The sequence below is a fragment of the Bacillus sp. GW823-FHT06A11 genome (assembly GCF_058795355.1).
This window is the reverse complement of sequence record NZ_JBXAHS010000001.1, coordinates 1,067,986-1,091,427: the sequence shown is the minus strand read 5'-3', so window position 1 is coordinate 1,091,427 and position 23,442 is coordinate 1,067,986. Positions and strand designations below refer to the sequence as shown.

At 34.7% G+C, this 23,442-nt stretch carries 31 protein-coding genes; 16 read left to right on the top strand and 15 right to left on the bottom strand.

Features of this window, described 5'->3' with window-relative positions:
- The first annotated feature begins 2 nt into the window (after window positions 1-2).
- The 3 genes from AC1Q8L_RS05435 to AC1Q8L_RS05425 all read left to right on the top strand — a co-directional run bounded on the left by AC1Q8L_RS05435 (window position 3) and on the right by AC1Q8L_RS05425 (window position 2,942).
- Window positions 3-905: an ABC transporter ATP-binding protein gene (locus AC1Q8L_RS05435; RefSeq protein ID WP_098311726.1), complete on the top strand. Its 903-nt coding sequence runs from the start codon at window positions 3-5 to the stop codon at window positions 903-905.
- Window positions 905-1,681, top strand: coding sequence for an ABC transporter permease (locus AC1Q8L_RS05430; protein ID WP_000475427.1), 777 nt, complete (start codon window positions 905-907; stop codon window positions 1,679-1,681). The genes AC1Q8L_RS05435 and AC1Q8L_RS05430 overlap by 1 nt, the downstream gene beginning before the upstream one ends.
- 247 nt (window positions 1,682-1,928) lie before the next feature.
- Window positions 1,929-2,942: a CPBP family intramembrane glutamic endopeptidase gene (locus AC1Q8L_RS05425; protein WP_000558812.1), complete on the top strand. Its 1,014-nt coding sequence runs from the start codon at window positions 1,929-1,931 to the stop codon at window positions 2,940-2,942.
- A 28-nt stretch (window positions 2,943-2,970) separates the two neighbouring features.
- On the opposite strand, the gene AC1Q8L_RS05420 is transcribed toward AC1Q8L_RS05425, so the two are convergent.
- Together AC1Q8L_RS05420 and AC1Q8L_RS05415 are read right to left on the bottom strand one after the other, a co-directional pair.
- Complete coding sequence (locus AC1Q8L_RS05420; protein ID WP_000707107.1) at window positions 2,971-3,153, bottom strand: DUF3913 family protein; 183 nt, start codon at window positions 3,151-3,153, stop codon at window positions 2,971-2,973.
- Between the two features lie 100 nt (window positions 3,154-3,253).
- Window positions 3,254-3,706, bottom strand: a complete 453-nt coding sequence (locus tag AC1Q8L_RS05415; RefSeq protein WP_001175505.1) for an Lrp/AsnC family transcriptional regulator — start codon at window positions 3,704-3,706, stop codon at window positions 3,254-3,256.
- A gap of 123 nt (window positions 3,707-3,829) precedes the next feature.
- On the opposite strand from AC1Q8L_RS05415, the gene AC1Q8L_RS05410 reads away from it, so the two are divergent.
- The 3 genes from AC1Q8L_RS05410 (at window position 3,830) to AC1Q8L_RS05400 (ending at window position 5,293) form a co-directional block, all read left to right on the top strand.
- Complete coding sequence (locus tag AC1Q8L_RS05410) at window positions 3,830-4,243, top strand: carboxymuconolactone decarboxylase family protein (RefSeq protein WP_072939645.1); 414 nt, start codon at window positions 3,830-3,832, stop codon at window positions 4,241-4,243.
- Window positions 4,244-4,253: 10 nt separating this feature from the next.
- Window positions 4,254-4,808, top strand: a complete 555-nt coding sequence (locus tag AC1Q8L_RS05405; protein ID WP_000184438.1) for a cysteine hydrolase family protein — start codon at window positions 4,254-4,256, stop codon at window positions 4,806-4,808.
- 86 nt (window positions 4,809-4,894) lie between these two features.
- Window positions 4,895-5,293: an SseB family protein gene (locus AC1Q8L_RS05400; protein ID WP_000435265.1), complete on the top strand. Its 399-nt coding sequence runs from the start codon at window positions 4,895-4,897 to the stop codon at window positions 5,291-5,293.
- Window positions 5,294-5,332: 39 nt separating this feature from the next.
- Here AC1Q8L_RS05400 and AC1Q8L_RS05395 read toward each other — a convergent pair whose 3' ends face one another.
- Complete coding sequence (locus AC1Q8L_RS05395) at window positions 5,333-6,253, bottom strand: S66 peptidase family protein (protein WP_000640065.1); 921 nt, start codon at window positions 6,251-6,253, stop codon at window positions 5,333-5,335.
- Between the two features lie 115 nt (window positions 6,254-6,368).
- Here AC1Q8L_RS05395 and AC1Q8L_RS05390 point away from each other — a divergent pair, with 115 nt between their 5' ends.
- A complete protein-coding gene (locus tag AC1Q8L_RS05390; RefSeq protein WP_000495269.1) occupies window positions 6,369-7,457 on the top strand; it encodes an NAD(P)H-dependent flavin oxidoreductase in 1,089 nt (362 codons plus the stop codon).
- 21 nt (window positions 7,458-7,478) lie between these two features.
- Here the strand turns inward: AC1Q8L_RS05390 and dltD are convergent, their stop codons facing one another.
- The 5 genes from dltD to AC1Q8L_RS05365 all read right to left on the bottom strand — a co-directional run bounded on the left by dltD (window position 7,479) and on the right by AC1Q8L_RS05365 (window position 11,804).
- Window positions 7,479-8,654 carry a D-alanyl-lipoteichoic acid biosynthesis protein DltD gene (dltD, locus tag AC1Q8L_RS05385; RefSeq protein WP_001030287.1) on the bottom strand — a complete coding sequence of 392 codons (1,176 nt, stop codon included), beginning with the start codon at window positions 8,652-8,654 and terminating at the stop codon, window positions 7,479-7,481.
- Window positions 8,651-8,890: a D-alanine--poly(phosphoribitol) ligase subunit DltC gene (dltC, locus tag AC1Q8L_RS05380; protein ID WP_000807310.1), complete on the bottom strand. Its 240-nt coding sequence runs from the start codon at window positions 8,888-8,890 to the stop codon at window positions 8,651-8,653. The genes dltD and dltC overlap by 4 nt, the downstream gene beginning before the upstream one ends.
- A gap of 68 nt (window positions 8,891-8,958) precedes the next feature.
- On the bottom strand, window positions 8,959-10,134 hold the full coding sequence (gene dltB, locus AC1Q8L_RS05375; protein WP_000127936.1) for a D-alanyl-lipoteichoic acid biosynthesis protein DltB: 1,176 nt from the start codon (window positions 10,132-10,134) through the stop codon (window positions 8,959-8,961).
- Window positions 10,131-11,645, bottom strand: coding sequence for a D-alanine--poly(phosphoribitol) ligase subunit DltA (gene dltA, locus AC1Q8L_RS05370; RefSeq protein WP_000770503.1), 1,515 nt, complete (start codon window positions 11,643-11,645; stop codon window positions 10,131-10,133). Before dltA ends, dltB begins: the two co-directional genes overlap by 4 nt.
- 12 nt (window positions 11,646-11,657) lie before the next feature.
- A complete protein-coding gene (locus AC1Q8L_RS05365; RefSeq protein ID WP_000440293.1) occupies window positions 11,658-11,804 on the bottom strand; it encodes a teichoic acid D-Ala incorporation-associated protein DltX in 147 nt (48 codons plus the stop codon).
- 337 nt (window positions 11,805-12,141) lie between these two features.
- On the opposite strand from AC1Q8L_RS05365, the gene AC1Q8L_RS05360 reads away from it, so the two are divergent.
- The 5 genes from AC1Q8L_RS05360 (at window position 12,142) to AC1Q8L_RS05340 (ending at window position 15,263) form a co-directional block, all read left to right on the top strand.
- On the top strand, window positions 12,142-13,311 hold the full coding sequence (locus tag AC1Q8L_RS05360) for an amidohydrolase (RefSeq protein ID WP_001082810.1): 1,170 nt from the start codon (window positions 12,142-12,144) through the stop codon (window positions 13,309-13,311).
- 224 nt (window positions 13,312-13,535) lie between these two features.
- Window positions 13,536-13,712 carry a hypothetical protein gene (locus AC1Q8L_RS05355; protein WP_000929009.1) on the top strand — a complete coding sequence of 59 codons (177 nt, stop codon included), beginning with the start codon at window positions 13,536-13,538 and terminating at the stop codon, window positions 13,710-13,712.
- A complete protein-coding gene (locus AC1Q8L_RS05350) occupies window positions 13,705-14,151 on the top strand; it encodes a flavodoxin (protein ID WP_000041153.1) in 447 nt (148 codons plus the stop codon). Before AC1Q8L_RS05355 ends, AC1Q8L_RS05350 begins: the two co-directional genes overlap by 8 nt.
- Window positions 14,152-14,175: 24 nt before the next feature.
- Entirely contained in the window at window positions 14,176-14,949 is a 774-nt protein-coding gene (locus tag AC1Q8L_RS05345) for a hypothetical protein (protein ID WP_000544579.1), read from the top strand.
- 152 nt (window positions 14,950-15,101) lie between these two features.
- Window positions 15,102-15,263 carry a hypothetical protein gene (locus AC1Q8L_RS05340; protein ID WP_000651086.1) on the top strand — a complete coding sequence of 54 codons (162 nt, stop codon included), beginning with the start codon at window positions 15,102-15,104 and terminating at the stop codon, window positions 15,261-15,263.
- A gap of 2 nt (window positions 15,264-15,265) precedes the next feature.
- Here AC1Q8L_RS05340 and AC1Q8L_RS05335 read toward each other — a convergent pair whose 3' ends face one another.
- Entirely contained in the window at window positions 15,266-16,168 is a 903-nt protein-coding gene (locus tag AC1Q8L_RS05335; RefSeq protein WP_000378974.1) for an aminoglycoside phosphotransferase family protein, read from the bottom strand.
- A gap of 83 nt (window positions 16,169-16,251) precedes the next feature.
- Here AC1Q8L_RS05335 and AC1Q8L_RS05330 point away from each other — a divergent pair, with 83 nt between their 5' ends.
- Complete coding sequence (locus AC1Q8L_RS05330) at window positions 16,252-16,770, top strand: hypothetical protein (RefSeq protein WP_000715250.1); 519 nt, start codon at window positions 16,252-16,254, stop codon at window positions 16,768-16,770.
- A gap of 81 nt (window positions 16,771-16,851) precedes the next feature.
- On the opposite strand, the gene AC1Q8L_RS05325 is transcribed toward AC1Q8L_RS05330, so the two are convergent.
- The 3 genes from AC1Q8L_RS05325 to AC1Q8L_RS05315 all read right to left on the bottom strand — a co-directional run bounded on the left by AC1Q8L_RS05325 (window position 16,852) and on the right by AC1Q8L_RS05315 (window position 18,628).
- Window positions 16,852-17,001, bottom strand: coding sequence for a hypothetical protein (locus AC1Q8L_RS05325; protein WP_000828707.1), 150 nt, complete (start codon window positions 16,999-17,001; stop codon window positions 16,852-16,854).
- Between the two features lie 18 nt (window positions 17,002-17,019).
- Window positions 17,020-17,193 (bottom strand): hypothetical protein, encoded by a 174-nt coding sequence (locus AC1Q8L_RS05320; RefSeq protein ID WP_000341062.1) that lies wholly within the window; start codon window positions 17,191-17,193, stop codon window positions 17,020-17,022.
- 76 nt (window positions 17,194-17,269) lie between these two features.
- The gene (locus AC1Q8L_RS05315; RefSeq protein ID WP_000665559.1) at window positions 17,270-18,628 is read right to left on the bottom strand and encodes an MATE family efflux transporter; all 1,359 of its coding nucleotides are present in this window, start codon (window positions 18,626-18,628) and stop codon (window positions 17,270-17,272) included.
- A gap of 186 nt (window positions 18,629-18,814) precedes the next feature.
- Here AC1Q8L_RS05315 and uppP point away from each other — a divergent pair, with 186 nt between their 5' ends.
- Window positions 18,815-19,606 (top strand): bacitracin resistance undecaprenyl-diphosphatase, encoded by a 792-nt coding sequence (uppP, locus tag AC1Q8L_RS05310; protein WP_000796253.1) that lies wholly within the window; start codon window positions 18,815-18,817, stop codon window positions 19,604-19,606.
- Window positions 19,607-19,637: 31 nt separating this feature from the next.
- Here uppP and AC1Q8L_RS05305 read toward each other — a convergent pair whose 3' ends face one another.
- Both AC1Q8L_RS05305 and AC1Q8L_RS05300 read right to left on the bottom strand, forming a co-directional pair.
- On the bottom strand, window positions 19,638-20,225 hold the full coding sequence (locus tag AC1Q8L_RS05305) for a thioredoxin family protein (RefSeq protein WP_072939643.1): 588 nt from the start codon (window positions 20,223-20,225) through the stop codon (window positions 19,638-19,640).
- 33 nt (window positions 20,226-20,258) lie between these two features.
- Complete coding sequence (locus tag AC1Q8L_RS05300; protein WP_098311725.1) at window positions 20,259-20,690, bottom strand: YrvL family regulatory protein; 432 nt, start codon at window positions 20,688-20,690, stop codon at window positions 20,259-20,261.
- 161 nt (window positions 20,691-20,851) lie between these two features.
- Between AC1Q8L_RS05300 and AC1Q8L_RS05295 the strand changes: the two genes are divergently transcribed.
- Window positions 20,852-21,271, top strand: coding sequence for a MarR family winged helix-turn-helix transcriptional regulator (locus AC1Q8L_RS05295; RefSeq protein WP_000081434.1), 420 nt, complete (start codon window positions 20,852-20,854; stop codon window positions 21,269-21,271).
- Window positions 21,272-21,426: 155 nt separating this feature from the next.
- Window positions 21,427-21,582 (top strand): hypothetical protein, encoded by a 156-nt coding sequence (locus AC1Q8L_RS05290; protein ID WP_000184928.1) that lies wholly within the window; start codon window positions 21,427-21,429, stop codon window positions 21,580-21,582.
- Window positions 21,583-21,604: 22 nt separating this feature from the next.
- On the opposite strand, the gene AC1Q8L_RS05285 is transcribed toward AC1Q8L_RS05290, so the two are convergent.
- Entirely contained in the window at window positions 21,605-22,840 is a 1,236-nt protein-coding gene (locus AC1Q8L_RS05285; RefSeq protein ID WP_000814809.1) for a dicarboxylate/amino acid:cation symporter, read from the bottom strand.
- Window positions 22,841-23,442: the final 602 nt, after the last annotated feature.

Here is a 23,442-nt window from a genome sequence, read left to right as displayed (position 1 = left end):
CATTGGGAAACGTAGTAGTAAAGTTAGAGAATGTTCGAAAAAGGATTGGTGGAACGGAAATTATTCGTGGTTTATCATTTGAGGTTCGTGAAGGAGAAGTATACGGATTCCTTGGGCCGAACGGTAGCGGTAAGACGACGACGATCCGTATGATGACAGGTCTTATTTCAATGACAGAGGGCGATATTACAATTTGTGGACATAGTATTCGCTCGGAGCGTGAAAAGGCACTAGAGCAAATTGGAGCGATTGTAGAAAATCCTGAACTATATGATTATATGACAGGAATGCAAAACTTAAAGCATTTTGCGAACATGGCCATTACTCCAATTAGTAAAGAGCGCATTGCTGAGATTGTAAAGCTTGTTGAATTAGAGCATGCGATTCATAAAAAGGTGAAAACATATTCACTTGGTATGAAACAACGTTTAGGAATTGCACAAGCATTACTTCATCAGCCGAAAATCTTAATTTTAGATGAGCCGACAAATGGATTAGATCCAGCTGGTATTCGCCAAATTCGTGATTATTTACAACGTTTAGCGAAAGAAGAGAATATTGCTGTAATCGTATCAAGTCACTTATTGAGTGAAATTGAATTAATGTGTGATCGCGTTGTTATTATTAAACAAGGTGAGTTTGTACAAGAGTACAACTTACATGAAAAAGTGAAACATGATGAGGCAGTCGTTGTAGCGTTTGAAGTAGATGAAGTTCAGAAAGCAAATGAAATCATTAAAGGTAAAGCAAAAGGGAATGTAATTGTAGCATCTGTAACAAAAGACAACATTCCGCAACTTGTAAAAAAACTTGTTTATGCTGATGTGCTTGTATACGGAGTTACTGTTCAAAATAAAACGTTAGAGGATGAGTTCTTAGCGATTACTGGGGGAGTGAAAGCGTAATGTTTAAATTAATTCAAAATGAATTTTTAAAGTTGCATGCGAAAAAAGGTATGTATATTTTAATTGGTGTCATTGCGGCACTCGAAATTTTAGGTACTTTAGCAATGTTGAAGTGGGGAAAAGGTGATGAGTTTAAGGGATCATATTTAGATTATGCAAACTCAGAGATTGGCTTAATTGTTTTATTTACAACGATTTTTGGGATTACACTTGCTGCCCGTACTCTTACTGATGAGTTCCAAAAAGGTACAATTAAACAATTGTTAATCCGTCCAAGAAAAAGACTTGCAGTTTTATTTTCTAAATATATTACAGTGTTATTAGCAATGTTATTTATCGTATTAGCTGGTATGCTAATTGCAATGATTATTGGCGGTATTGTAATGGATGGTAGTAAAACAGAATTAACGTTAGGAATCGTAATGAAGTCCACTTTATATCAACTACTTTCACCATTCTTTTTTGCAACACTTGCATTTTTCCTAGCAAATGTCTTTAGAAAGTCTGTATTACCATTAATTATTACGATGTTCCTATTCTTCTTACAAGGTGCAATTAACATGGTATTAATAATGTTTGCAAAAGGTGTAGCGAAGTTTGTAGTATTCAACCATTTGGATTTAAGAGCTTACGATAGTAATAAATTAATCAATGGTGGAATGGAACCAACATTTACAGAATTTACGTTTACAACTTCATTATTACTTGTAGCTGCATACTTTGTTGTGTTACTTGTAGCATCAAGTGCATTATTCCAAAAACGTGACGTATTATAATAAAAGAAATCCCCGCTTGTAAAAACGGGGATTTTTATTACATAAATTTCACTTGGATTGCAACTTGAAGAACAGCGATATGGTATTTTAAGAGCTATGCTGTTTGAAATGATTTGAGAAAAATAGGAAGGATTTCAACTATATTCATATTATAATTTAGTTATCCTGCTATTTATAGGGAAAGGATTGCCTATAAAGTACTGATTAAAGTTTTATTTTATTTTTACTATCTTTGGGGGTGTTCTATATGCACTATGCATTTTCACGTATAAGGCTACGTAGCTTTTTTGGATGGATGATTATAGGGGTGTTCCTTATAATGATACCATTAGGTCTAGCAAATGTTTCTGAGAATACGATGGAGGTTATTTCACAAATAACTGTATTTTTTGTATTTCCGTTACTTTGGCTATACGTAAAAACAAATAAAAATAATGTTGTATTTAACAGTTTTTTTGATAAGCCAGGACGTTTATCTTGGGGATTAATTGTATTAGCAACGATAATGGGGATGATTTTTTCAGTTGGCATATCTCAGATTCAATTTTACATATTAGCACATACGTTACCGAATTTCTTAGTTACTATGCTAGAAGACGGAAATGTTATTAATACGAGTAACGTATATATGACGATATTTACTTTCATTTCAGCATGTGTGTTAGCACCTATTATGGAAGAGGTTATTTTTAGGGGATTTTTCTTACAGCGGATGGCTCATAAATGGGGAATTAAAAAAGCTGTAATTATATCTTCAATTATTTTTGGCCTAGGACATTTTGATGTTATTGGTGCGTTCATGTTTGGTGTCGTTATGTGTCTTTTATACATAAAAACAAAAAATATATGGACGAATATAGCTGTGCACGCTCTAAATAATTTGATTGCAACAAGTATGCAATTTTTCGGTGGAGAAGAAAGTGGTACAATCTCAATTACTGAATTACAAGCGCAAAGTAATTTATGGATTGGTATCGGTCTTACAGTTGTTGGATTACTATGGTTAATTCCGTATGTTTGGAAACAATGGCGTACAGTAAAAGAAGTTGGCGTGCCACCAGTACGTTTTATAAATGAGCAAAAAGTAGTAAATTCATCACAAGAAAATGAAGTGTATAGTCAAGTGATCGTAACCGATAGATTGATGGCTATAGAGTTACCAGATGAGGCTGTAAATAAGCTTCGGTTAGAAGAAAATGATTATGTAACAGTAGCTGTAGAAGAAGATAAAATTGTTATAAAGAAAGCACATAATAGATAATTAAAAAGTAGCTCTTAGGAGCTACTTTTTAATTTGTAATAATTTCTACACGAAAATTATTACCGTTCTTTACATATTTAATATCTGTAACAGTGCGGACTGTCTTTAAAATCTCCACTTTTTCACCAATTCGCGGGATGGTCGGAACATTGTCCCAAATACCAAGCAAGTCATCTAATTGTGCCGTTTTTTCATAAAACCAGATTTTCAATGTAAAGCCCCTTTCTCGAATTTTATGTATTTTAATACATAATATATTATTTTTATTCTTATTGTAAGGGGTTTTTTTATATTTTATGAATAAAAATAAATTAATCTTCTGGGAAGATATGTTCAATATCAGGAGTAAGAGATACTTCTGATAATACGATATGAGAAACTGTCGTTGCATATGAAGAAACATCATTGATAAATTCTTCAAGTTCAACGAGTGAAGGAACAGAAATTTTTACAATGTAGCATAAGCTTCCTGTTACTCGGTAACAAAAACTTGCAGATGGATAAGACTGAATAAATTGTTGCATACGTGTTGTATCACCATTCTTTAAGGTGATTTCTAAAATACAATCTAAAACTAGTCCTGCCTTTTTATAATCAATATCAATTGTGTATTTTTGAATAACACCTTCGCTTTCGAGCTTACGAACACGTTCTGAAGTAGACGGAGCAGATAAGTTTACTCGTTTAGCCAATTCACGCATCGAAAGGCGACTATCATTATATAATTCATTTAAAATTTTTCGATCAACACGGTCTAATTGCATTTGTAAATATACCTCCAGTAAAATAATGATTTTTGTAAAGGGAAAATATAAATTAAGATTCATATGAAATGTAAAGTGAACGTTATTTATTTTACAATAAAACAGAAGGAAATAGGAGGGGAAATGATGGAGAGAATTTCATTATCAAATGTAGGAGATACAAAGTTTCAAAAGTTATTAGGGCATAATTCGGATATATTACACTCGTGGAGTAAGTTAGAAGATACACTGTACAATAAAGGAACTCTTTCAGCAGAGTTGAAGGAGCAAGTGAGAAGAACATTAGCGTATGGGAATGAATGTCTGTACTGTATGGCAAAGGGAAGACCAGATGATGTGCAAAAGGCAGAGGAGATTGGTGTAGCCGTTACTTTTGCGCATACATTTGTTCATGACCGAAAAGCAATAGATGATACTATGTTTCACGCATTAAAACAATATTGGACAGAAAAAGAAATTGTAGAGCTTTGCGCCTATGTTTGCTTTATTACTGCGTCACAACAACTTGGTTTTCTATTTCAATTACAGCCAAATTAAGGGGGAAATGATGACAAATCAAATAGCACTTATCATAATCGATGTACAAAAGGCATTTCAATTACCAGATTGGGGCGAGAGAAATAATATTTTTGCTGAAGAAAACATGAGAATTTTGTTAGAAGAATGGAGAAAAAGGAAACGACCAGTTTTTCATATTCAACATGTAAATAAAGAAAATGCTCAGTCAATGTTTTATGAGAGAGCGGAAACGGTAAACTTTAAAGAAGAAGTGCAACCACTACTTGGTGAAGTGGTTATTCAGAAATTCGTTAACAGCGCGTTCATTGGGACAAATTTAGAAGAGCGATTAAGAAAGAACAAATGTAATGCAGTAGTGGTTGTAGGATTAACGACAAATCATTGCGTGGAAACTACGACACGAATGGCAGGGAATTTAGGATTTACAACATATTTAGTGAGTGATGCAACGGCTACTTTTAACCGTAAAGGTTTAGATGGTAAGGAGTATAGTGCAGAGGATATTCACAATATGACACTTGTAAATTTACATGAAGAGTTTGCTACGATTGTGACGACAAAAGAAGTGTTAAAATTATTTTAAGAAAATAATTGCGAATTATGTAGAAAAAAATAAGAATATTTCGTATAATCTAAGTACAATCATTTTGAAAATAGGGGTGGCATCATATGGAGCAAATTTCAGTAAAGAAATTAGAAGAGGTACTTGTTGTAGCAGGGGATGATAAACAGAAGCAAAAGGAATTTTATGAATTGCTCTTATCTACTGAGTTTTATGTTGCTGGTTCACTAGAAGCAGAGGACGGGGCAACAGAAGGAATACTTCGTTTGCGTCATTTCCAAGGAGAAGGTAGATGGATCGTTCCGTTCTTTACACAAATGGAATTTGTAAAAGATGTGTTGCCAGAAGGAACGCCCCTTATTACGATACGTGGGAAAGAGTTATTTGGTAGCATTGAGAAAGATGCTACAGCTGTATTAAATGTTGGCACTGATATAAGTAAAACATTTATTCCAGAAGAAATTGCAGATATCGCATCTGGACGAATTTTTAATTATTATAAGTAAAAGTAAAAGGAAAAGCGTAATCGCTTTTCCTTTTACTTTTTAATTTGAATATGAAGTGGCTATACCAGAAGAAATAGAGACTGTTTTATTATTCGTGTTTATTGTCGCTGTAGCTCCAAGTGGAATACCGATGTTTGGACTTATATGTCCAATTGGTAAATCGAATAGGACAGGTATATGATATGGCGCGAAATATTCATATAATATTGTTTGCAATGATTGAGATGGCTTTGAAGGAGTGCAGTCGTGACAACTTGTGAAAATAACGCCCCTGCACTCATTAAACTTTCCAGATAAAAGTAGCTGATTTAACATACGGTCAATGCGGTACGGTTCTTCACCAATGTCTTCAAGTAATAAAAGTGTATTGTCCGTATTTATCTCGTAGGGCGAGCCAATTATACTTGTTAACACAGCTAAATTTCCTCCAACTAACGTACTTGTAACTGTACTGTGAGAGCTAGGTACGATACATTCTGATGCAGATAAAATGGTTGAATACGGATGGAATAGCTGATTAAAAGAGGATAAAGATAGGGAATCAATACCTTTTCCTAGTTCTTCAATCATCGGACCATGAAATGTTATAAGCTTTGCATAACGTGAAACAGCAGTATGTAAAGCTGTAATATCGCTATATCCCCAAAAGATTTTTGGATTCTGCCTAATAACTTCATATTGAATGTGAGGAAGAAGACGAGCACTTCCATAACCACCTCGTGCACAAAAAATTGCCTTCACTTCATTATTTGTAAATGCTTCATGTATATCGTCAAGCCGAACTTGATCACTTCCGGCTAAAAATCCATATTTCTCGTAAACACTCTTCCCGATTATTACGGATAACCCCATCTCTTGTAATACATTCACACCTTTTAATACATTTTCGATTGTAGGTGGACCAGATGGTGCAATAATCATTACTGTATCACCTTGTTTTAATGCATTTGGATAAATCATTAAGCTCAGCCTCCTTCTCTTTCAATATATTCGCTTCATATGAAGTTCAACCCTTGCAAAAGCAGGGGAAAGCTTATCAAATAAAGAAGATATAAGGGAAATAGGAGGGAAAATGATGTTTACAAGTCGAGTAACAGACATATTAAAAATTGAGTATCCCGTTGTTCAAGCCGGTATGGCAGGCGCGATTACGACGCCAGAACTCGTTGCAGCAGTAAGTAATAACGGAGGATTAGGGACGCTTGGAGCGGGCTATATGAGCCCAGAACAAATTCGTGAAGCGATTTATAGAATAAGAGAACTAACAGATAAGCCTTTCGGTGTTAATTTACTTGTAACGAAAGAGATACAAATAGAAGAAGAGAAGGTAAATGAGGCGAAAGTATTACTAAGCGGAGTGAATAGAGAATTAGGTATAGAAGTAGAAGGAACGTTAAAGCTTCCAAAAAGCTATAAGGAACAATTACAAGTGCTATTAGATGAAAAAGTACCGGTCGTTAGCTTTGCATTTCAAACGTTAGAAAAAGAAGAAATAAATGATTTAAAAAGAAGTGGAATAAAAGTTATCGGAACAGCTACCCATGTGAAGGAAGCGAAAGTACTTGCAGAATTAGGGGTAGATATAATTGTCGGTCAAGGCAGCGAGGCAGGGGGGCATAGAGGAACATTTGTCGGGAAAGAACAAGATGCTATGATTGGTACTTTTGCGTTAATACCTCAGTTAGTAGGGGCTGTTCCGCATATCCCAATTGTCGCAGCAGGTGGTGTAATGAACGGAAAAGGGCTTGTTGCGGCATTGGCACTAGGAGCAGAAGGTGTTCAAATGGGATCGGCCTTTTTAACAAGTGAAGAGAGTATTACGCACGATGTGTATAAAGAAGCGGTTTTACATAGTACAGATACGAGCACAACGGTAACTCGTGCGTTTTCCGGGAAATATGCACGGGGTATCCGGAATGAATTTATAGAGAGACATGAAGGAAAAGAAGAAGGGCTTCCGATGTATCCAGTGCAAAACGTATTAACTTCTAAAATACGCCAAGAGGCAGCGAAGCAAAATAAGGAAGAATATATGTCACTTTGGGCAGGACAGGCAGCATCGTTGGCACGAATCGAATCAGCTCAGCATGTAGTGGAGCGAGTTATGAAAGAAGCGGAGAATGCAATCGAGCAATTACAAAATATATACAAAAAGACCACTTGAGTAATTCAAGCGGTCTTTTCATTAGTTTGCTTTATAAAATTGTTGGATGGCTTCGTCGATGTAAACCCAGCCTTTCCAACCTAAGTGCATATGATCTTTTAAGAAGTATTTATCGTATTCATGATTTGAGAAGTCGGCAATTGGATAACCAGCTTTTTCGATTTGCTCATGAACTTTCTTATAGTATGCTTCGCGGCGTTCTTTCGGGAAGCCAGCGTAGTCGTACCAAGGACCTTTGACAGGAACAGAAATAAAGAGTGGTTTTGCACCAGATTGTTTTAATAAATCAAGTACAATTTGTAAATCTTCATATTCTGGCGATTGGTCATAAGCATCATTTTTTAAGTAACCTTCACGTTGCTTTAATTTTTTCTTAATTTTGCTATTGAAATAATCATCTTCAATACCGTATTCATTAGATCCAGATTCTACTGCACCTGTTTGATCCGCATGTTTACGAGCCTCTTCCCAGTTCATTTGTTTTAATGAAGGATCAAGCTTTTCTTTGTGCGGTTTAATATTAAACATAGCTGTAAATAAATCTTTACGATCTAAAATGTTACGATAAATATAAGCGAAAGGTTTAGCAGCAAGTGCTTTTACTTTATACTTCGTATCATCATAAGCAATGCCTTCAAGCGAAATTTTTAATAAAGTTTCTTTTTTTACAATCTCAAAGTTTAATAAACGCTTTGCAATTTGTTTTTTCATTTCAGGTTTTAAATCATTGTTGAAAATGAAATGGTAACCTTGTTGCTTTGAAAAGTTAGGTGCAAAGTGCGTTTCATCAATACCTTGTGGTACAAACCATTGCGGAGAAAGAACGAATACCATTTTCTTATCTTTCAATTGATCCATTGTAGATGCGAAGTTTAACACATGTACAAGGTCTTGTGTTCCGCCGCGTCCAAGAAGGAATGGTGTGAACCCTTCAGGCTTTACTTTAAAATAATTAGATGGATGGAAAGCATCCATACGTGCGAATTCCGATGAACCGTACATCGGAAGATATTTTGGATTTGCTAACATCTTTTGCTGTAAAATCATACTTTGAATTTTTTCTTCTTTTAAAGAAGTAGCAGCTTGTTCTACTTTTTCATCACTTAAAAGTGGAAGTAGGAAGCGCGTTGGAATAAGTAAGAATACAGCAAAAAGGGCCAATGCTAAAAGCATCGGACCAAATTTTGCTTTGTTCATCGGATTTCTTCCAACTTCTTAATAACCATGTTTGGTGTAGCCCACTCGTCACGGTCAAAATCAGAAATAGAAACTTCAATATCTAAACGCTCTTGGAATTCAACTAATAAAGATACTACAGCGAAAGAATCAAGGATACCTTCTTCAAATAATTGAACATCTAAGTTTTCTTTCACAATATCGTTTTCACATACTTCTTCTAAAATATCTAATACTTGCTCTTTGAATTCTGCCATTTTTAAAATCTCCTTTATATCCGAAATATATTATATGTGCAACTTCTTAATGGAATAAGAAGGGTGCATTAAAAGTATCTGTTAAGGTGTCCAGAGAAGATTAGGAAACCGAAACATACAACGTGGAACGTAATTACAATCGCAAGGATGCGTGTGAATTTAGTGTTTGGCCAAAACTTATGCTTCTTGTTTTTTCGTTCGAAAATATCGAATAAAATAAACAGTGCGGCATGGTATAGACCATAAATAATATACTGCGCAACAGCGCTTCCTTGGATATGCCAAATTCCCATAATGAAAAAGTTTAAAAATGCACCGATATACGAAATTGTGTAACGGTTCTTAATTAACTTTTTCTTCGTTGCAAAAAAGACGAAACGCATGTAAATAAAATCACGGAACCAGAATGATAAACTCATGTGCCAGCGGTTCCAGAAGTCTTTAATATTACGACTAAGGAATGGCTTATTAAAGTTTTCTGGCGTTTTAATTCCCATCATATAACTTACACCAATTACAAAAGAGCTATAACCAGCAAAATCAAAGAATAGATATAAGCTATAGCTATACATGTAAATCATATTTGAAAAGATTGTATCGTGTTGAGCGAATGCTGGATCCATACAATATTGCTTTATTAAGTAAGCAATAATAAATTTATACAAGAAACCTTGGAAAATACGATTTAGTCCTGTATATAGTAAATTTTGATATTCTTCAGCGCTAGGTGGCTTTTGAATATCTTTTTGGAATCTTCGGTAACGATCGATAGGTCCTGTTGAAATCGCAGGGAAGAATAAAACGAATTCCCAGAAGTTAAAGAAAGAAAGCTCTTTAATTAAACCATCGCGAACTTCAAATACCATTTGAACTGCTCTGAATGTTACGTAAGATATACCTAGAAAAACAACAAGTTTTAACTCAGGTAATAACGATGCAAATGGTGCGATTTTTGCCAAAATAAGAGGCAAAATCGATAAAATAACAGCTATGCAAAATGTGAATGTACTATTATTTTGTTTTCTTAAAATTAAATAGCCTTTAATAAGGACATATTGCCAAATAATAAATGCAGCTAACATCATTGCTTGCTTCGGTTTATCCGAGAAGATAATAGCAATCATGACTAATGTTAAAACGGCATTATATTTACGCAACATTTTACCTTTTAATCCAGCTATGATAGTAGGTATTAATAAAATGCCCACTATAGCGAAAAAATAAAATGATCCATATGCGGTCATGCTGTAACCTCACTCAATAATTTTTTGCGATCTACCTTTCCATTTGGTGTCATTGGAATAGAAGATTGATACATGAATTTACGTGGAATCATGTAGTTTGGTAATCGCTCATTGAGTTCTTTTTTGATTGCAGATGTTAATTTGAATTCTTTTTCAAACGAATGCTCCCCAGGAACAACAACCGCTAATAAATAATCGTATTTCTCACCTTTTTTAATTGGAACGATAACTGCTCCTTCTACGTAAGAACACGCACGAAGGTGATGCTCAATTTCTTCTAATTCCATTCGATAACCATGCAGCTTAATTTGGAAATCAAGACGACCATTATAGAATAGAAGACCATTTTCAACATAGCCAGCATCGCCTGTTTTATAGGCACGCTCACCGTCAATCATAGTAAATGCTTTTTCTGTTAATTCAGGGCTTCCTAAATATCCAACGCTTACGCTTGGACCGACAATTACGATTTCACCTTTTTCACCATCAGGTGCAATCGTGCCATCTTCTTTCATAATAAGAAGGCGACAGTCTGATTTACAATAGCCAACTGGAAGTGATTTGTATTGATTAAGCACTTCTTCTGTCACGTGAATACCTGTTACAGCGACAGTAGCTTCTGTTGGACCATACGTATTCATAATTGTTGCTTTCGGGAAACGCTCAATTAATTTTCTAGCTACTTCATTTGGTAACACTTCACCGCAGAATAAGAATGTTTTCATGTTCGGTAGCATATTCTCAGAGAAAGATGCTTCCATTAAACACATTTCAGCAAAAGAAGGTGTGGAAGTCCATACTTGAATATCCGATTGCTCTAAAGAAGCAAACAAGTCTTTTGGACGTGCAATCATATCTTTATCGATTGCCCAAAGTGTACCACCTGTTACTAATGATGGGTAAATATCCATTACAGATAAATCGAATGAGAAAGGTGCTTGGTTTAAGAATACTTGCCCTGTTTGTAAGTTGAAATCTTCTACAGCCCATTTTGTAAAGCTAACAAGGCAGTTATAAGTAATCTGAACCCCTTTCGGATTACCTGTGCTTCCTGATGTGTAAATAATGTAGAAGTTCTCATCACCTTTTACCGCATGTTCAGGATTTGGAGTGTTCCCTTTATGAGTAAAGAAAATATCTTTTAAGTTGTCTTCACTTACGATGCGAACTGGTAAATCAGTTACAGTTACTGCTGTTGCCGATAAAAGTAATTTCGCACCAGAATTTTCAGCAATACGTTGTACACGATCAGCTGGGATAGATAAATCTACAGGAATGTAAGCATGTCCAGCTTTTACACATCCTAAAAAGTTAATAATCATTTCAGGTTGCATATGGCCATACACCATAATTGGTGAACGATCGTCTGGATACTCAGAAGAAATCCAATGTGCTAACGCATCAGAATCTTCCTTTAATTGTTTGTACGTAATTTTCGCATCTCGCCAAACAAAAGCGGTTTGATCAGGCGTTTCTGCAGCCCACTTTTCAATTTGTTCTAATAACTTCATAACGTTCCCACCCTAGAATTCATTGTAAATAAATGTACTTGTGTTTGTATCATGGAATCCATACAACCAAAGTAATGCAAATAAAATTGCAAGATAATAAACCGTCTTTGCAACCCATTGTGTGAGTGGTCGAGACCATATCTCTTTTAATCTTTCCATGTCTTTCCCTCTCTTAATGAAATAATAGCTCTTTGTAGGTATCATGTCCTACATTATTGTGAAAAAAACAAAATCCCACATTTTAGGTAAAAATAAGTCAAAAGGCTCTTTTCTGATATTAGCACTAAATACTAAAAAAGAAAATCCCTAACTTAGCAATTATATTACATTCAGCATGAATTTGTAATGGGTTTGACATGTAAATAGAAAGTGGATTGTGTGAATACATAAAAGTGGACTATAAGAATACGTAAAAATGCAGTATTTGTTTTTATTAATCATTTAAGACGGAGTAAAATTTTAAATTTCTAGTTCTTTTGAAAAGGAGGAAATTATCATGAATAGAGTGTGGAAGAGTCTAATTTCGGAAGAAAATATCGTGAAATGGAGAAGGCATTTTCATAAGTATCCGGAATTATCATTTCATGAAAAAGAAACTTCGCAATTTATATATGATACATTATGCTCATTTTCTTCTTTTGAAGTAACGAGACCGACGAAGTATAGTGTACTAGCAATCAAAAGGGGTGTGAAGCAAGGGAAAGTAATTGCGATTCGAGCTGATATAGATGCTTTGCCAATTCAAGAGGAGACAAGTAAATCTTATACATCTGTGAATAAAGGAATGATGCATGCATGTGGGCACGATGCTCACGCAGCTATATTATTAAGTACTGCAGAGGTGCTTAATAATATGAAGGAAGAGTTTGTAGGAGAAATTCGTCTATTCTTTCAGCATGCAGAAGAAGTATACCCTGGTGGTGGACAAGAAATGGTCGAGGCGGGTGTTATGGACGGTGTTGATTATGTAATAGGTTTACATGTTATGTCTGGCTTGGAAAGTGGGAATGTAGGAATTGTATATGGACCGATGATGGCAGCACCAGACGTATTTACAGTTGAGATCCAAGGCAAAGGAGGGCATGCGGCGCGGCCAGAAGAAACGATTGATCCTATCGCTATCGGAGCGCAGATTATTACAAATCTACAACATATCGTATCTAGAAATACAAGTGCTTTCATGCAAAGAGTCGTTTCAGTTACGCAGTTTCATGGGGGAGTGGCTGACAATATTATTCCTAGTACAGCAACTTTAATGGGAACTGTTCGTTCATTTAATCATGCATTGAGGGTGGAAGCAGAAGGGAAAATCGAAAAAATTGTGAAAGGAATTACAGAAGCACATGGAGGATCGTATACATATACGTATCGATATGGATATGATCCGGTTATTAATGATGAATATATTACGAAAATAGTAGAAGAAAGTGCACTACATTTGTTTGGGAATGAGCGTGTTGTGAAGCTTGAACCTTCTATGGGTGGGGAAGATTTTTCAGCATATTTAAGAAAAGCACCCGGTTGTTTCATTAAATTAGGAACAGGTAATGAAAATATATATACTTGTTATCCACATCACCATCCGAAATTTGACGTGGATGAATCAGCATTAATTTGTGGAGTGGAGCTATTTTTAGAGACGACTATAAGATTACTAAAATCATAGAAAAACAAAAAAAGGCAACTGCGCTCTATCGCAGTTGCTTTTATTTCTTTCCGTCAGAGAGGGCTGAGAAAGAACTATGCTCATTTATAGTATATGAATAGCTAACGGACAAGCTTGTACATTTTAATCATTTTTTTAAAAATAGTTGTTGACATTGATAATCAATGTCAATTAATCTAAATATAGTTGAAATTGATAATTATTATCAATAGGATGGATGCGACATGTTAATGAGAAAAAAATTTCACCTTCTACGGAGGGGATTAAAAGATAAAAATAAAGATGTTGATCAGCATATGGAATGGCAACGAAATGTAATTCGGTCTGAATATGTAGATGAGAAGAAGAGCATTCAAACAGAAAAAGAGATACAAAGTAAAGGGAGAGGTTCAGTTGAGTAAGTTAGTAATGATTTTTGCAAGTATGAGTGGAAATACAGAGGAAATGGCTGACCATATTGCCGGCGTAATTCGTGAAACAGAAAATGAAATTGAAGTTATTGATATTATGGATTCACCAGAAGCTTCTATATTGGAACAGTATGATGGAATTATTTTAGGTGCATACACTTGGGGAGATGGTGATCTTCCTGATGATTTCTTAGATTTTTATGATGCAATGGATTCTATTGATTTAACTGGGAAAAAAGCGGCAGTATTCGGATCATGTGATTCGGCTTATCCGAAATACGGAGTGGCGGTTGACATTTTAATAGAAAAGCTACAAGAGCGCGGGGCAGCAGTTGTGTTAGAAGGACTAAAAGTAGAATTAACGCCAGAAGATGAAGATGTAGAAAAATGTTTACAGTTTGGAGCTGAATTTGTAAAACACCTTTCTTAATGGCAGAAGGGAGCTGAAGAGCAAGTGCATGAGAAAATCTCAATCAAAACGATGACAGATTATCATTTGTATGATTTTATGCGGTGTCCGCATAAATTTTACTTTCGTCATATAAAAAGAAGAGAACCTTCTTCATTTGAATGGCAACAAATAGCGCAAATGATTGTGAATCAAATTATTAACGAGTATTACACGCTACCTGCGGGTCAACAAACGAAAATTGTACTTTTAATATTAATAGAAAAGTATTGGAAAAAAGTAAGGATTAATATGTTTGCTTCGAAGACGGAGTACTATATTGTATTAGCGAAGCTAACGGATCACTTATTACAGTTTGTTGAAAGGGATGATAGTCAGACACCACCATTGTTTTTATACGAGAAGTTTCAAACATATATGGAAGAGTTAGGTGTCCACATGTCATTGACATTTGAAGTTGGTGAGTGGAATGCTGAGTCGTTTGTAATTAAAAAGTATGTTGTCGATGCGGATGAGGAAATGCTTGCTCTTTGTCAGAAGCTAATGACAGTATTCAGTTATAAAGCTTTCGGCGTTCTTCCAGGAAAAATTGAAGTTATTAATTTAATAGAAGGAACTAAGTATGAGTACATTCCGAAACAGGAAGATATTATAACTGGAATGGCTGATTTATCTAGAATGAAAGAAATGTTACAGCAACCTGAGCATTATACAGAGCGTCATTTTCGTTCTGAGTGTATAAGTTGTGCGTTTCGTAGTGAATGCCAAGGGGAAGAAGTAAAGAAAGAAGCGAAACAGAAGAAAAATATAGTTCATTAAAGGATGCAACTTTGCATCCTTTTTTGTTATTGACATGAAAAGCTTTTCATCATTTACGGTATATTTGTAGCAGATTTTAATAAAGTGAAACTTTAATCAGTGGGGTTCAATCGGGCTACCCGCAAATAGCGGGATAAAGGGAGGAATAATCAATGAAAGATGAAACGAAAGTATTTCAATGGTTAAAAGAACAAAATGCTCCTTTTGAAATTCAACTGCAAATTTTACAGGCATTTCAATTGTATAAAGTTATTGTTGAAATGGATAAAAAGTTAATGATGTATGAGGAGAGAGTATATAGGGAGAGAATGTAATCTCATCCCTGTAATATCGTTTTTAGTTGTTCTGTACTTGTAATGAATTCGAGTTCATTCTCTGATTCAAAGTTATAAATAATATTATGTAGTAAAGGACTATATTGATAAAAGGTAGTAATGCGGTGAATGAGTAATGGATCATGATGAGAAATAAGTGTACTGTACTGTTCATATACAGATGTAGTAAACTCATGTCCGAAATCATAATATAGTCCTGCAAAATCAAAAGCAGGATCGCCAATTTGCGCATCACCAAAATCGATAACACCTGAAATGCGTTTGTTCTGCTTGTTAAATAAAATGTGATGATGTGTAAAATCAGCGTGAATGATTGTATCTTGAAATTTAGATGTAGCTAGACAGGCAAAGAAATTCTCGAATAAACGATTTAAGGCTGATTTCTGGAACGAAGTAAGATTGTTAGTAACATACTGATTTAATTTAGTTTGTAGCTCTTTCCAGTAGGTAAGTGTTTTTTCAATAGGGAATCCTAACGCTGTAACACTTTTTAGAGGAATACTATGTAGAGCAGCAAGGAAAGTTGCTAATTGTGTAATAAGTGCTTTTCGTTCTTGTTTTTCTAGTGTAGTAACTATTTCTGTTTTTAAAGGTTCACCATGAATGAGAGTATAGTAACTACAAAGCGGAATAGCATCAGTCTCCTTTTTATAGAATAGGTGATACTTTGGAACTTTAATTTCATGTAGTGAACAAGAGAGAAGTGTGCATAGTTCTTTTTCTAACGGAATTCGCATTGCATATTCCTTTTTTCGCGGGAAACGAAACAGTAGCTCATCATTTACTATAATTGCTACATTATCCCAACCTTCTTCATTTTGTTTATATGAATGTATAGAAAGATTAGGCAAAGCTTCTTTTATATAATGTTTGTAAGAGTCCATAATTGTTCCTCGTTTCTGAGTTAAGTTATTCTACTTTATGATATCAGAATTTTCTTTCTATATGTTAAAATATAGCTATCATTATGAAGAAGGGCGGGAGTATTACGAAAAAAAGACTGTTAATCATTTCTTTATGTATCGCTTTTGTATTGTTTTGGTCATATAAAGAGGAGGTTTTTGCTACCTTTAAACCGATTGATCATTACGAGTTAAATAAGGAATTAAAGAACAAAAGTATAGAAAATTTAACTCATAATGAAATGAAAAAGGTAGGAGAGCATTTTGTGACTGAACAACTATCAGTGTTTGAGTTTAATAATAAAGAAGATGTGAAACGAAAAGGTGAAGAAATATTTTTAAATAGAGGGTATGAACAATTAATGGAAAATTATTATCCAAATCGTTTTCGAGATTTAGAGTATAAATTTACAAGCGAGGAGATACGTGAAGAGACAGATGAGAGTTTTCTCTATCAAGCTGTAGCGTACGTTGCGGGTACTGAAAATGGTAAGAGAAGCGAAATGAAATTGAATTATGAAGTGAAAATTGTAAAGGTTAATAATATATTTATGGTGCTAGAACAAAAGCAGCGCGTACAATAAAGGAAATTCATTGCTCAATAGATCATTTGGGGGGGTACTACTTAATGCGGAATAAAAAGGCCCTCAAGTAATCAAGGACCTTTAAAGATTTTCATTTTGTTGACCAAGTTCTTTTTGAGCAATATATAAATTTCCTTGCTCCACTTGTTTAAGTGTATGAACAGAATCGCCTGCATATCCTTTTTGTGTTTTAACAGTTCTTTTGGAACGATTGGAATTTTGTCTCTTCATATAATAGGCCACCTTTCATCAAAAATAAACGAAAATGATAAGTATGAGTAATACAGCAGCGAAAATGGTAATGCCCATTAAAAACGAAGTGTTTTTATATTTAGGTGGCTTATGTACATCTTGCCGATATCCAGGTGAAATTTCAGGGGCAAATTCTTCATCGAATGATTGCTTTTTTTCTTTGTCGTCCATATGTACCCACCTTTCTTTTTCATTATATTATACGTTACAAGAAAAAATATGCATAAAGAAAACAGCCGCTTTATTATTAGCGGCTGTTTTGTGTTGTATATTTTCGTTGTACTTGAAAGAGACGGATAAGTAGGAAGGCAGCGCCAAATGCTAGACCGATAATAAGACCGATCCAATAACCTTTTGCGGCCCATTCTGTATATGTTGCTAATATGTAACCTAGTGGTAGACCTATTATCCAATAAGCAATTAAAGTCATAATTAGAGCAACATTTACATCTTTATAACCACGCAGAGCTCCTTGTACAGGGGTTGCAATTGCATCTGAAATTTGAAATAAAATCGCAAAGATAAGAAATTCTTTTGCTAAATGATGAACTTTTGCATCTGTCGTATAAATAGAAGCAATTTGATTATCAAAGAAGTAGAGAAGAATTGAATATAATAAAGCAAAGGCAAGGGCTAATCCAATTCCAATCAGTCCGTATTGTTTTGCATTATCGTAACGTTTTGCTCCAACTTCGAATCCGACTGCAATAGTCATTGCCATTGCTAAACTTAGCGGAGTCATATATAACAAGGAAGCAAAGTTCATAGCTGCTTGGTGAGCTGCAATAGTTGTCGTACTAAAATTACTCATCATGAGAGTTACCGCAGCAAAAATACTCGTTTCAAAAAAGATAGCAAATCCGATAGGAACGCCAAGCTTTAAGAATGCTGTCCAACTAGAAAGAGAAGGGCGATATAATTGTTTGAAAATGTTGAAAGAGGCAAAAGGCTCTTTCGTCTGAATAATAATGACTGTAATAATTAAAATGCACCAATATGTTGCAGTGGAAGCAATTGCTGCTCCGACACCACCAAGCTTTGGGAAACCGAAGTTACCAAAAATTAATAGGTAATTTAATATTACGTTAATTGGTAATGATAGTAATGTAATAATCATCGTTGTTCGAGTTTTTCCTAATGCATCAATAAATCCACGTAAAACAGTGTAAGTGAATAAAGGTATAATTCCTATTGCGATAATACTTAAAAATTGAGCTGCAATTCGTTCCACAGGTTCTTCTAAGCGCATGCCGTTTAAAATAGGTGAAACGACGAAGAAACCGATGAGGATAACAACGAAGCTAGCACAAATTGCTAAATAAACTGCTTGTATGACAACGTGGGGAACGTCCTTTTTTTTCTTGGATCCGACAAGCTGTGCAACAATGGGAGTAGTAGCCATTAAAATTCCTGTTAATCCCGTACTAACTGGAAGCCATATACTTGTTCCAATTGCAACACCTGCTAAATCAGTTGGACTTGCATGTCCTGACATTGTTGTATCAAAAAAACTCATCGCAAATAATGACATTTGCGTTACGAAAATCGGAAAAAATAGTAATACAAATTGCTTTAACTTTTGTGAAAATGAAGTAGTTTCTTTCATAAAATCCCCTTTCCATATAAAAAAACAAACTCTTACTATCATACAATTTAATCAAAGATTAGAAAAGAAATACGCGCCTACAACATATGAAACCAATAAAAAAAGGATGCACTTTGAAAAGGGATAAGGTATTATGATAAGGTGTGAAAAAATTACATATTATTTGTTATTAAGGAGGCACTACTTGTGGCTGATTGGTTAATTGGTTTAATCATGGGTGCTGTTGAAGGGTTAACAGAGTTTCTACCAGTATCATCAACAGGACATATGATTTTAACAGGACATTTAATTGGATTTGACGATGAGAGAGCGAAAGTTTTTGAAGTTGTTATCCAATTGGGATCGATTTTAGCAGTTGTTGTTATATTTTGGAAGCGTCTATGGTCGTTAGTTGGAATAGGTAAAGTAACAGACGGACCATCGTTAAATTTATTACATATTATTATCGGGATGATTCCTGCCGGGATACTTGGCGTATTATTCCATAGCACTATTAAAGAGGTTTTATTTGGTCCAGGACCAGTTGTTATTAGCTTAGTAGCCGGTGGTATTTTAATGATTGTTGCTGAGAAGTTTTCAAAACCAAGTACAGCAAGAACGTTAGATGAAATCACATATAAACAGGCATTTACAATTGGAATGTTTCAATGTTTAGCTCTTTGGCCAGGATTCTCTCGTTCTGGTTCTACAATCAGTGGTGGTTTATTAGCTCGCGTGTCGCATACAGCGGCAGCTGAATATACGTTCATTTTAGCGGTACCGATGATGGTAGCTGCAAGTGGATTAGATTTAATTAAAAGCTGGGATGTATTAAGCTCAGCAGATATAACGCTATTTGTAACAGGATTTGTAACTGCATTCGTTGTTGCGATGCTTGCAATTGTTTCATTCTTGAAATTATTATCTCGTGTGAAACTAACACCGTTCGCTTATTATCGTTTCATTTTAGCTGCGGTATTCTATTTCTTCATTATGTAATAAAAAAACCTGCCGAGCTCGGCAGGTTTTTTTATTTTACTATTTTTTTCACCATATTTTCCATTACATGCTCCCAAAGAGAAGTATCATCAGCTAATGTAGCACGGAAATTAGCATACATTTCTTTTTGTTTTTCTTCGAATGTTGGATCTTCTTTTTCAGGTAATGTAGCACGCATTGAAGTTACTAATTCTTGTACTTTTGGAGCGCGTGGTCCAAAGACGGCTTGTTCATTTCCATCTTTATCAATGAAAATAAAGATTGGAATCGCACGTGCTGTTCCATTTGTTAAATATTGATCCATTAATTCTAAGTTTTCGTCGCGAATTAATAAACTCATTTCAATATTTGCAACTTCAGAAATTCGTTTCATAACAGGTACGCATAAAAGAGCATCGCCACACCAATCAGCAGTTAATACGATAACACGCCAGCCGTCATTTTGACGTTCTTCTAATACAGGAAGTAATTCATTTGGAATTAAAAAGTTATTGTAAATGTGTAGTAGCTCGTATTGGTTTACTTGCATTTCATTCACATATGTATCAAAGGACATACCTTTATCAGCCCATTGTTGTAAGTTCATAATTAACACCTCTTTAGTAAGATTTGCTTTCATTGTACCAATTTTTATATAGAAAAGCTTGTATTCTTACTCTTTCTCGTCACTTAATAATTTATTTAAGAGGAAAAAGAATAGTACGACACATAATTCAGCTATGTTGGACATTTGTACGCTTTCTATCCAATCATCAGCAGTATGAATGACGAACGAATCTAGTGTAATTTCAATGAATGAGAAAAGAGTAATAGAAATCCAATTTGGCATGTTTTGTGTCAGTGGATATAGCAGCGCTTTGAAGAAACTGAAGATGAAAAATGTAATACTGTCTAAGAAAGTGATTAATAAAAAAAAGAGAAGTAACGCAGTACGTGAACTATACTCTATACCTGTAATTTGAAAGATTCCTACATATACAAAAAATATAAATGCAAAAATTATAATGAGAAAAAGAGCGATAATACTAATGATAATCGTTTTATCTTTTAGGCTGAGATTTGAGAATTTCTCCTCCTCATGCATTAAAATACCCCCTTTTTCTGGAAGTTAACTTCATTTTATCATGAAATACATATTAAAAAACTACGAATTATGGGAAAATAAGGTGACAAAAAGTAAGATTTCATGTAAAATTATTAATAAGGTTTTTATTTAACTAAATGAAATAAAAGGAGCTGTCAAAGTTGTCTCAAAATCGAGAGCAATTAATGGAAGAACTATCGACAAATGTGTTTGCTATGTTTCGCACATTGCGTAATGATATCGGAAAAATATTCGGTGGTTACATACCGTGGAATGAATTCATCGTCCTGAGAATATTAAATCGTACGAATAAAGAAATGGTATCGCGTGTAGCAAATGAATTAAATGTGTCGAATAGTCATATTACAGCTGTTACAGAAAAATTAATTAATAAAGGTTTTGTAACTCGTTCACGTTCTACATCAGATCGCCGAGTTGTGTATTTAGAGATTACAGAACAAGGGAAAGATTTAGTTGCGAAAATGGAAGATGCGAAAAAACAATATTTACAAGAAAGATTCTCTACACTTTCAGAAGATGAAATGAATGTAATGATTTCGATTTCCAAAAAACTTATTTAAGTGATTATAAACAAGAAAACGCTTACGTGATGAAAGAGAAGATCTTCCTTATATATGGAAGGTCTTCTTTCGTGTGTAATAGATGTTAAAAAATAAAATGTGTATGAAAAAAGATAGAGCGCCATACTACTAATACAAGGAAGGGAGGGAGAAATATGACGAATCGTAACGGTAGTAAAGGGAGCGGTAATCAAGGATCACCAAAGTCCGGCCAGTTTAATCAGGAATTTAGCACTGAATTTGAAACTGGTAATGATAATAAAGGGAAAGAATATCGTTCTAAAAAAGGGAGTAAATCAAAAAAGGAGTGAATATATTCACTCCTTTTTTGATTTACGATGCTGCCGATTGATCAGTATTATATTTTTCTTCTGATTTTGCGACAATCATTGCGCAAATTGCATCCCCAGAAATGTTTACAGCTGTTCTAGACATATCTAGAATACGGTCAATACCGATAATTAAAGCGATACCTTCTACTGGTAGATTTACTTGATTTAAAACCATTGTAAGCATTACAAGTCCAACACCTGGTACACCAGCAGTACCGATACTAGCTAGTACAGCGGTTAATACGACCATAGCTAATTGCGGTAATGTAAGTTCAACTCCGTATACTTGAGCGATAAATACAGTTGCTACCCCTTGCATAATGGCAGTACCATCCATATTAATAGTTGCCCCTAGTGGTTGTACAAATGAGCTTATCGCTTTTGGAACGCCAAGCTTATCTTGTGCTGTTTTCATTGCAAATGGAAGCGATGCATTAGAGCTAGATGTACTAAATCCAATTGCCATTACTGGTCCGAAATGTTTAAAGAAACGAACAATACTTTCTTTTGCTAATACCTTTAATAAGCCACCATATACAAAGACCCCGTGAATAATGAGTACTAACATAACGACAATCATATACTTGAACATCGCAGCGACGCCTGCAAGCCCCATTTTACCAACGGATGAAGCGAGCAAACCGAATGTTCCAATTGGGGCTAATTTCATAACGAGATTAACGAGATACATCATTAATTCGTTGCCCTGTTCAAGTAATGAATGGATACCTTGAACTCGTTTTCCTAAAATAGCTATACCGAGTCCAATCAATACGGCAAAGGCAATGATTTGTAACATGTTTCCGTCAGCCATCGCTTTTGCTGGGTTATCTGGTACGATATTTAGCAATGTGTCGACGAAAGATGTTTCAGTTTTTGCACCTTCATACTTAAGACCTTCTGTTTTAAAATTACCGCCAGCTCCTGGTTTTATAATAAGTGCAAATGTAACCGCTATAGAGATGGCAACCGCAGTTGTTACGAGAAAGAATGAAATTGATTTTAAACCGATTCTTCCAAGTTGTTTCGGATCTCCAAGGCCGGCAGCACCAAGTACGATAGAAATGAACACAACAGGAACAACTAGCATTTTAATAAGTCTAATAAACAATTGACCAATTGGGTTGAACACATATTGATTTAGTGGCTCAAAGATAGATGGAGCGGCTAAATTTAGAGTGAGTCCAACAACTAGACCTAGAAATAATGCGATTAAGATTGCTTTTGTTTGTTTCAATAAAATCCCCCCTTTTGTTTTTGCGAAATTCCTTCCTAAAGTAATTATACCGAAAAAATACCTAATTTGACAATATTTTCTGAATTTTTAGGTTTTTATTTAAGTACAGATAGATTGATTTTGTGTTTGGAAAATAAAATAGACCATCACATAGGATGGTCAAGGGAAGGGGACAATTTATGTCAATTTAATTAGGGATGGAAGTTGCTTTAAGACACTGGGGAATGTCTTATAAATTAGGGAGGAACAACTTCGATACATATACTATAAAAGATAGGTGTGACTCTCATGTGAACATAGGGTGAAAGAGAGAGGGAGTTTTAAATAAAAGATAGAAAGACAAAAAAATAAGACCATCATTTATAAGATGGTCAAGGAAGGGGACAATTTATGTCAATTTAATTAGGGATGGAAGCTGTTCAAAGACACTGGGGAATGTCTTATAAATTAGGGAGGAACAACTTCGATACATATACTATAAAAGGTAGATGTGACCTCTGTGTGAACATAGAGTGAAGGAGAGAGGAAGTTTTAAATAAAAGATAGAAAGACAAAAAAATAAGACCATCACATAAGATGGTCAAGGGAAGGGGACAATTTAT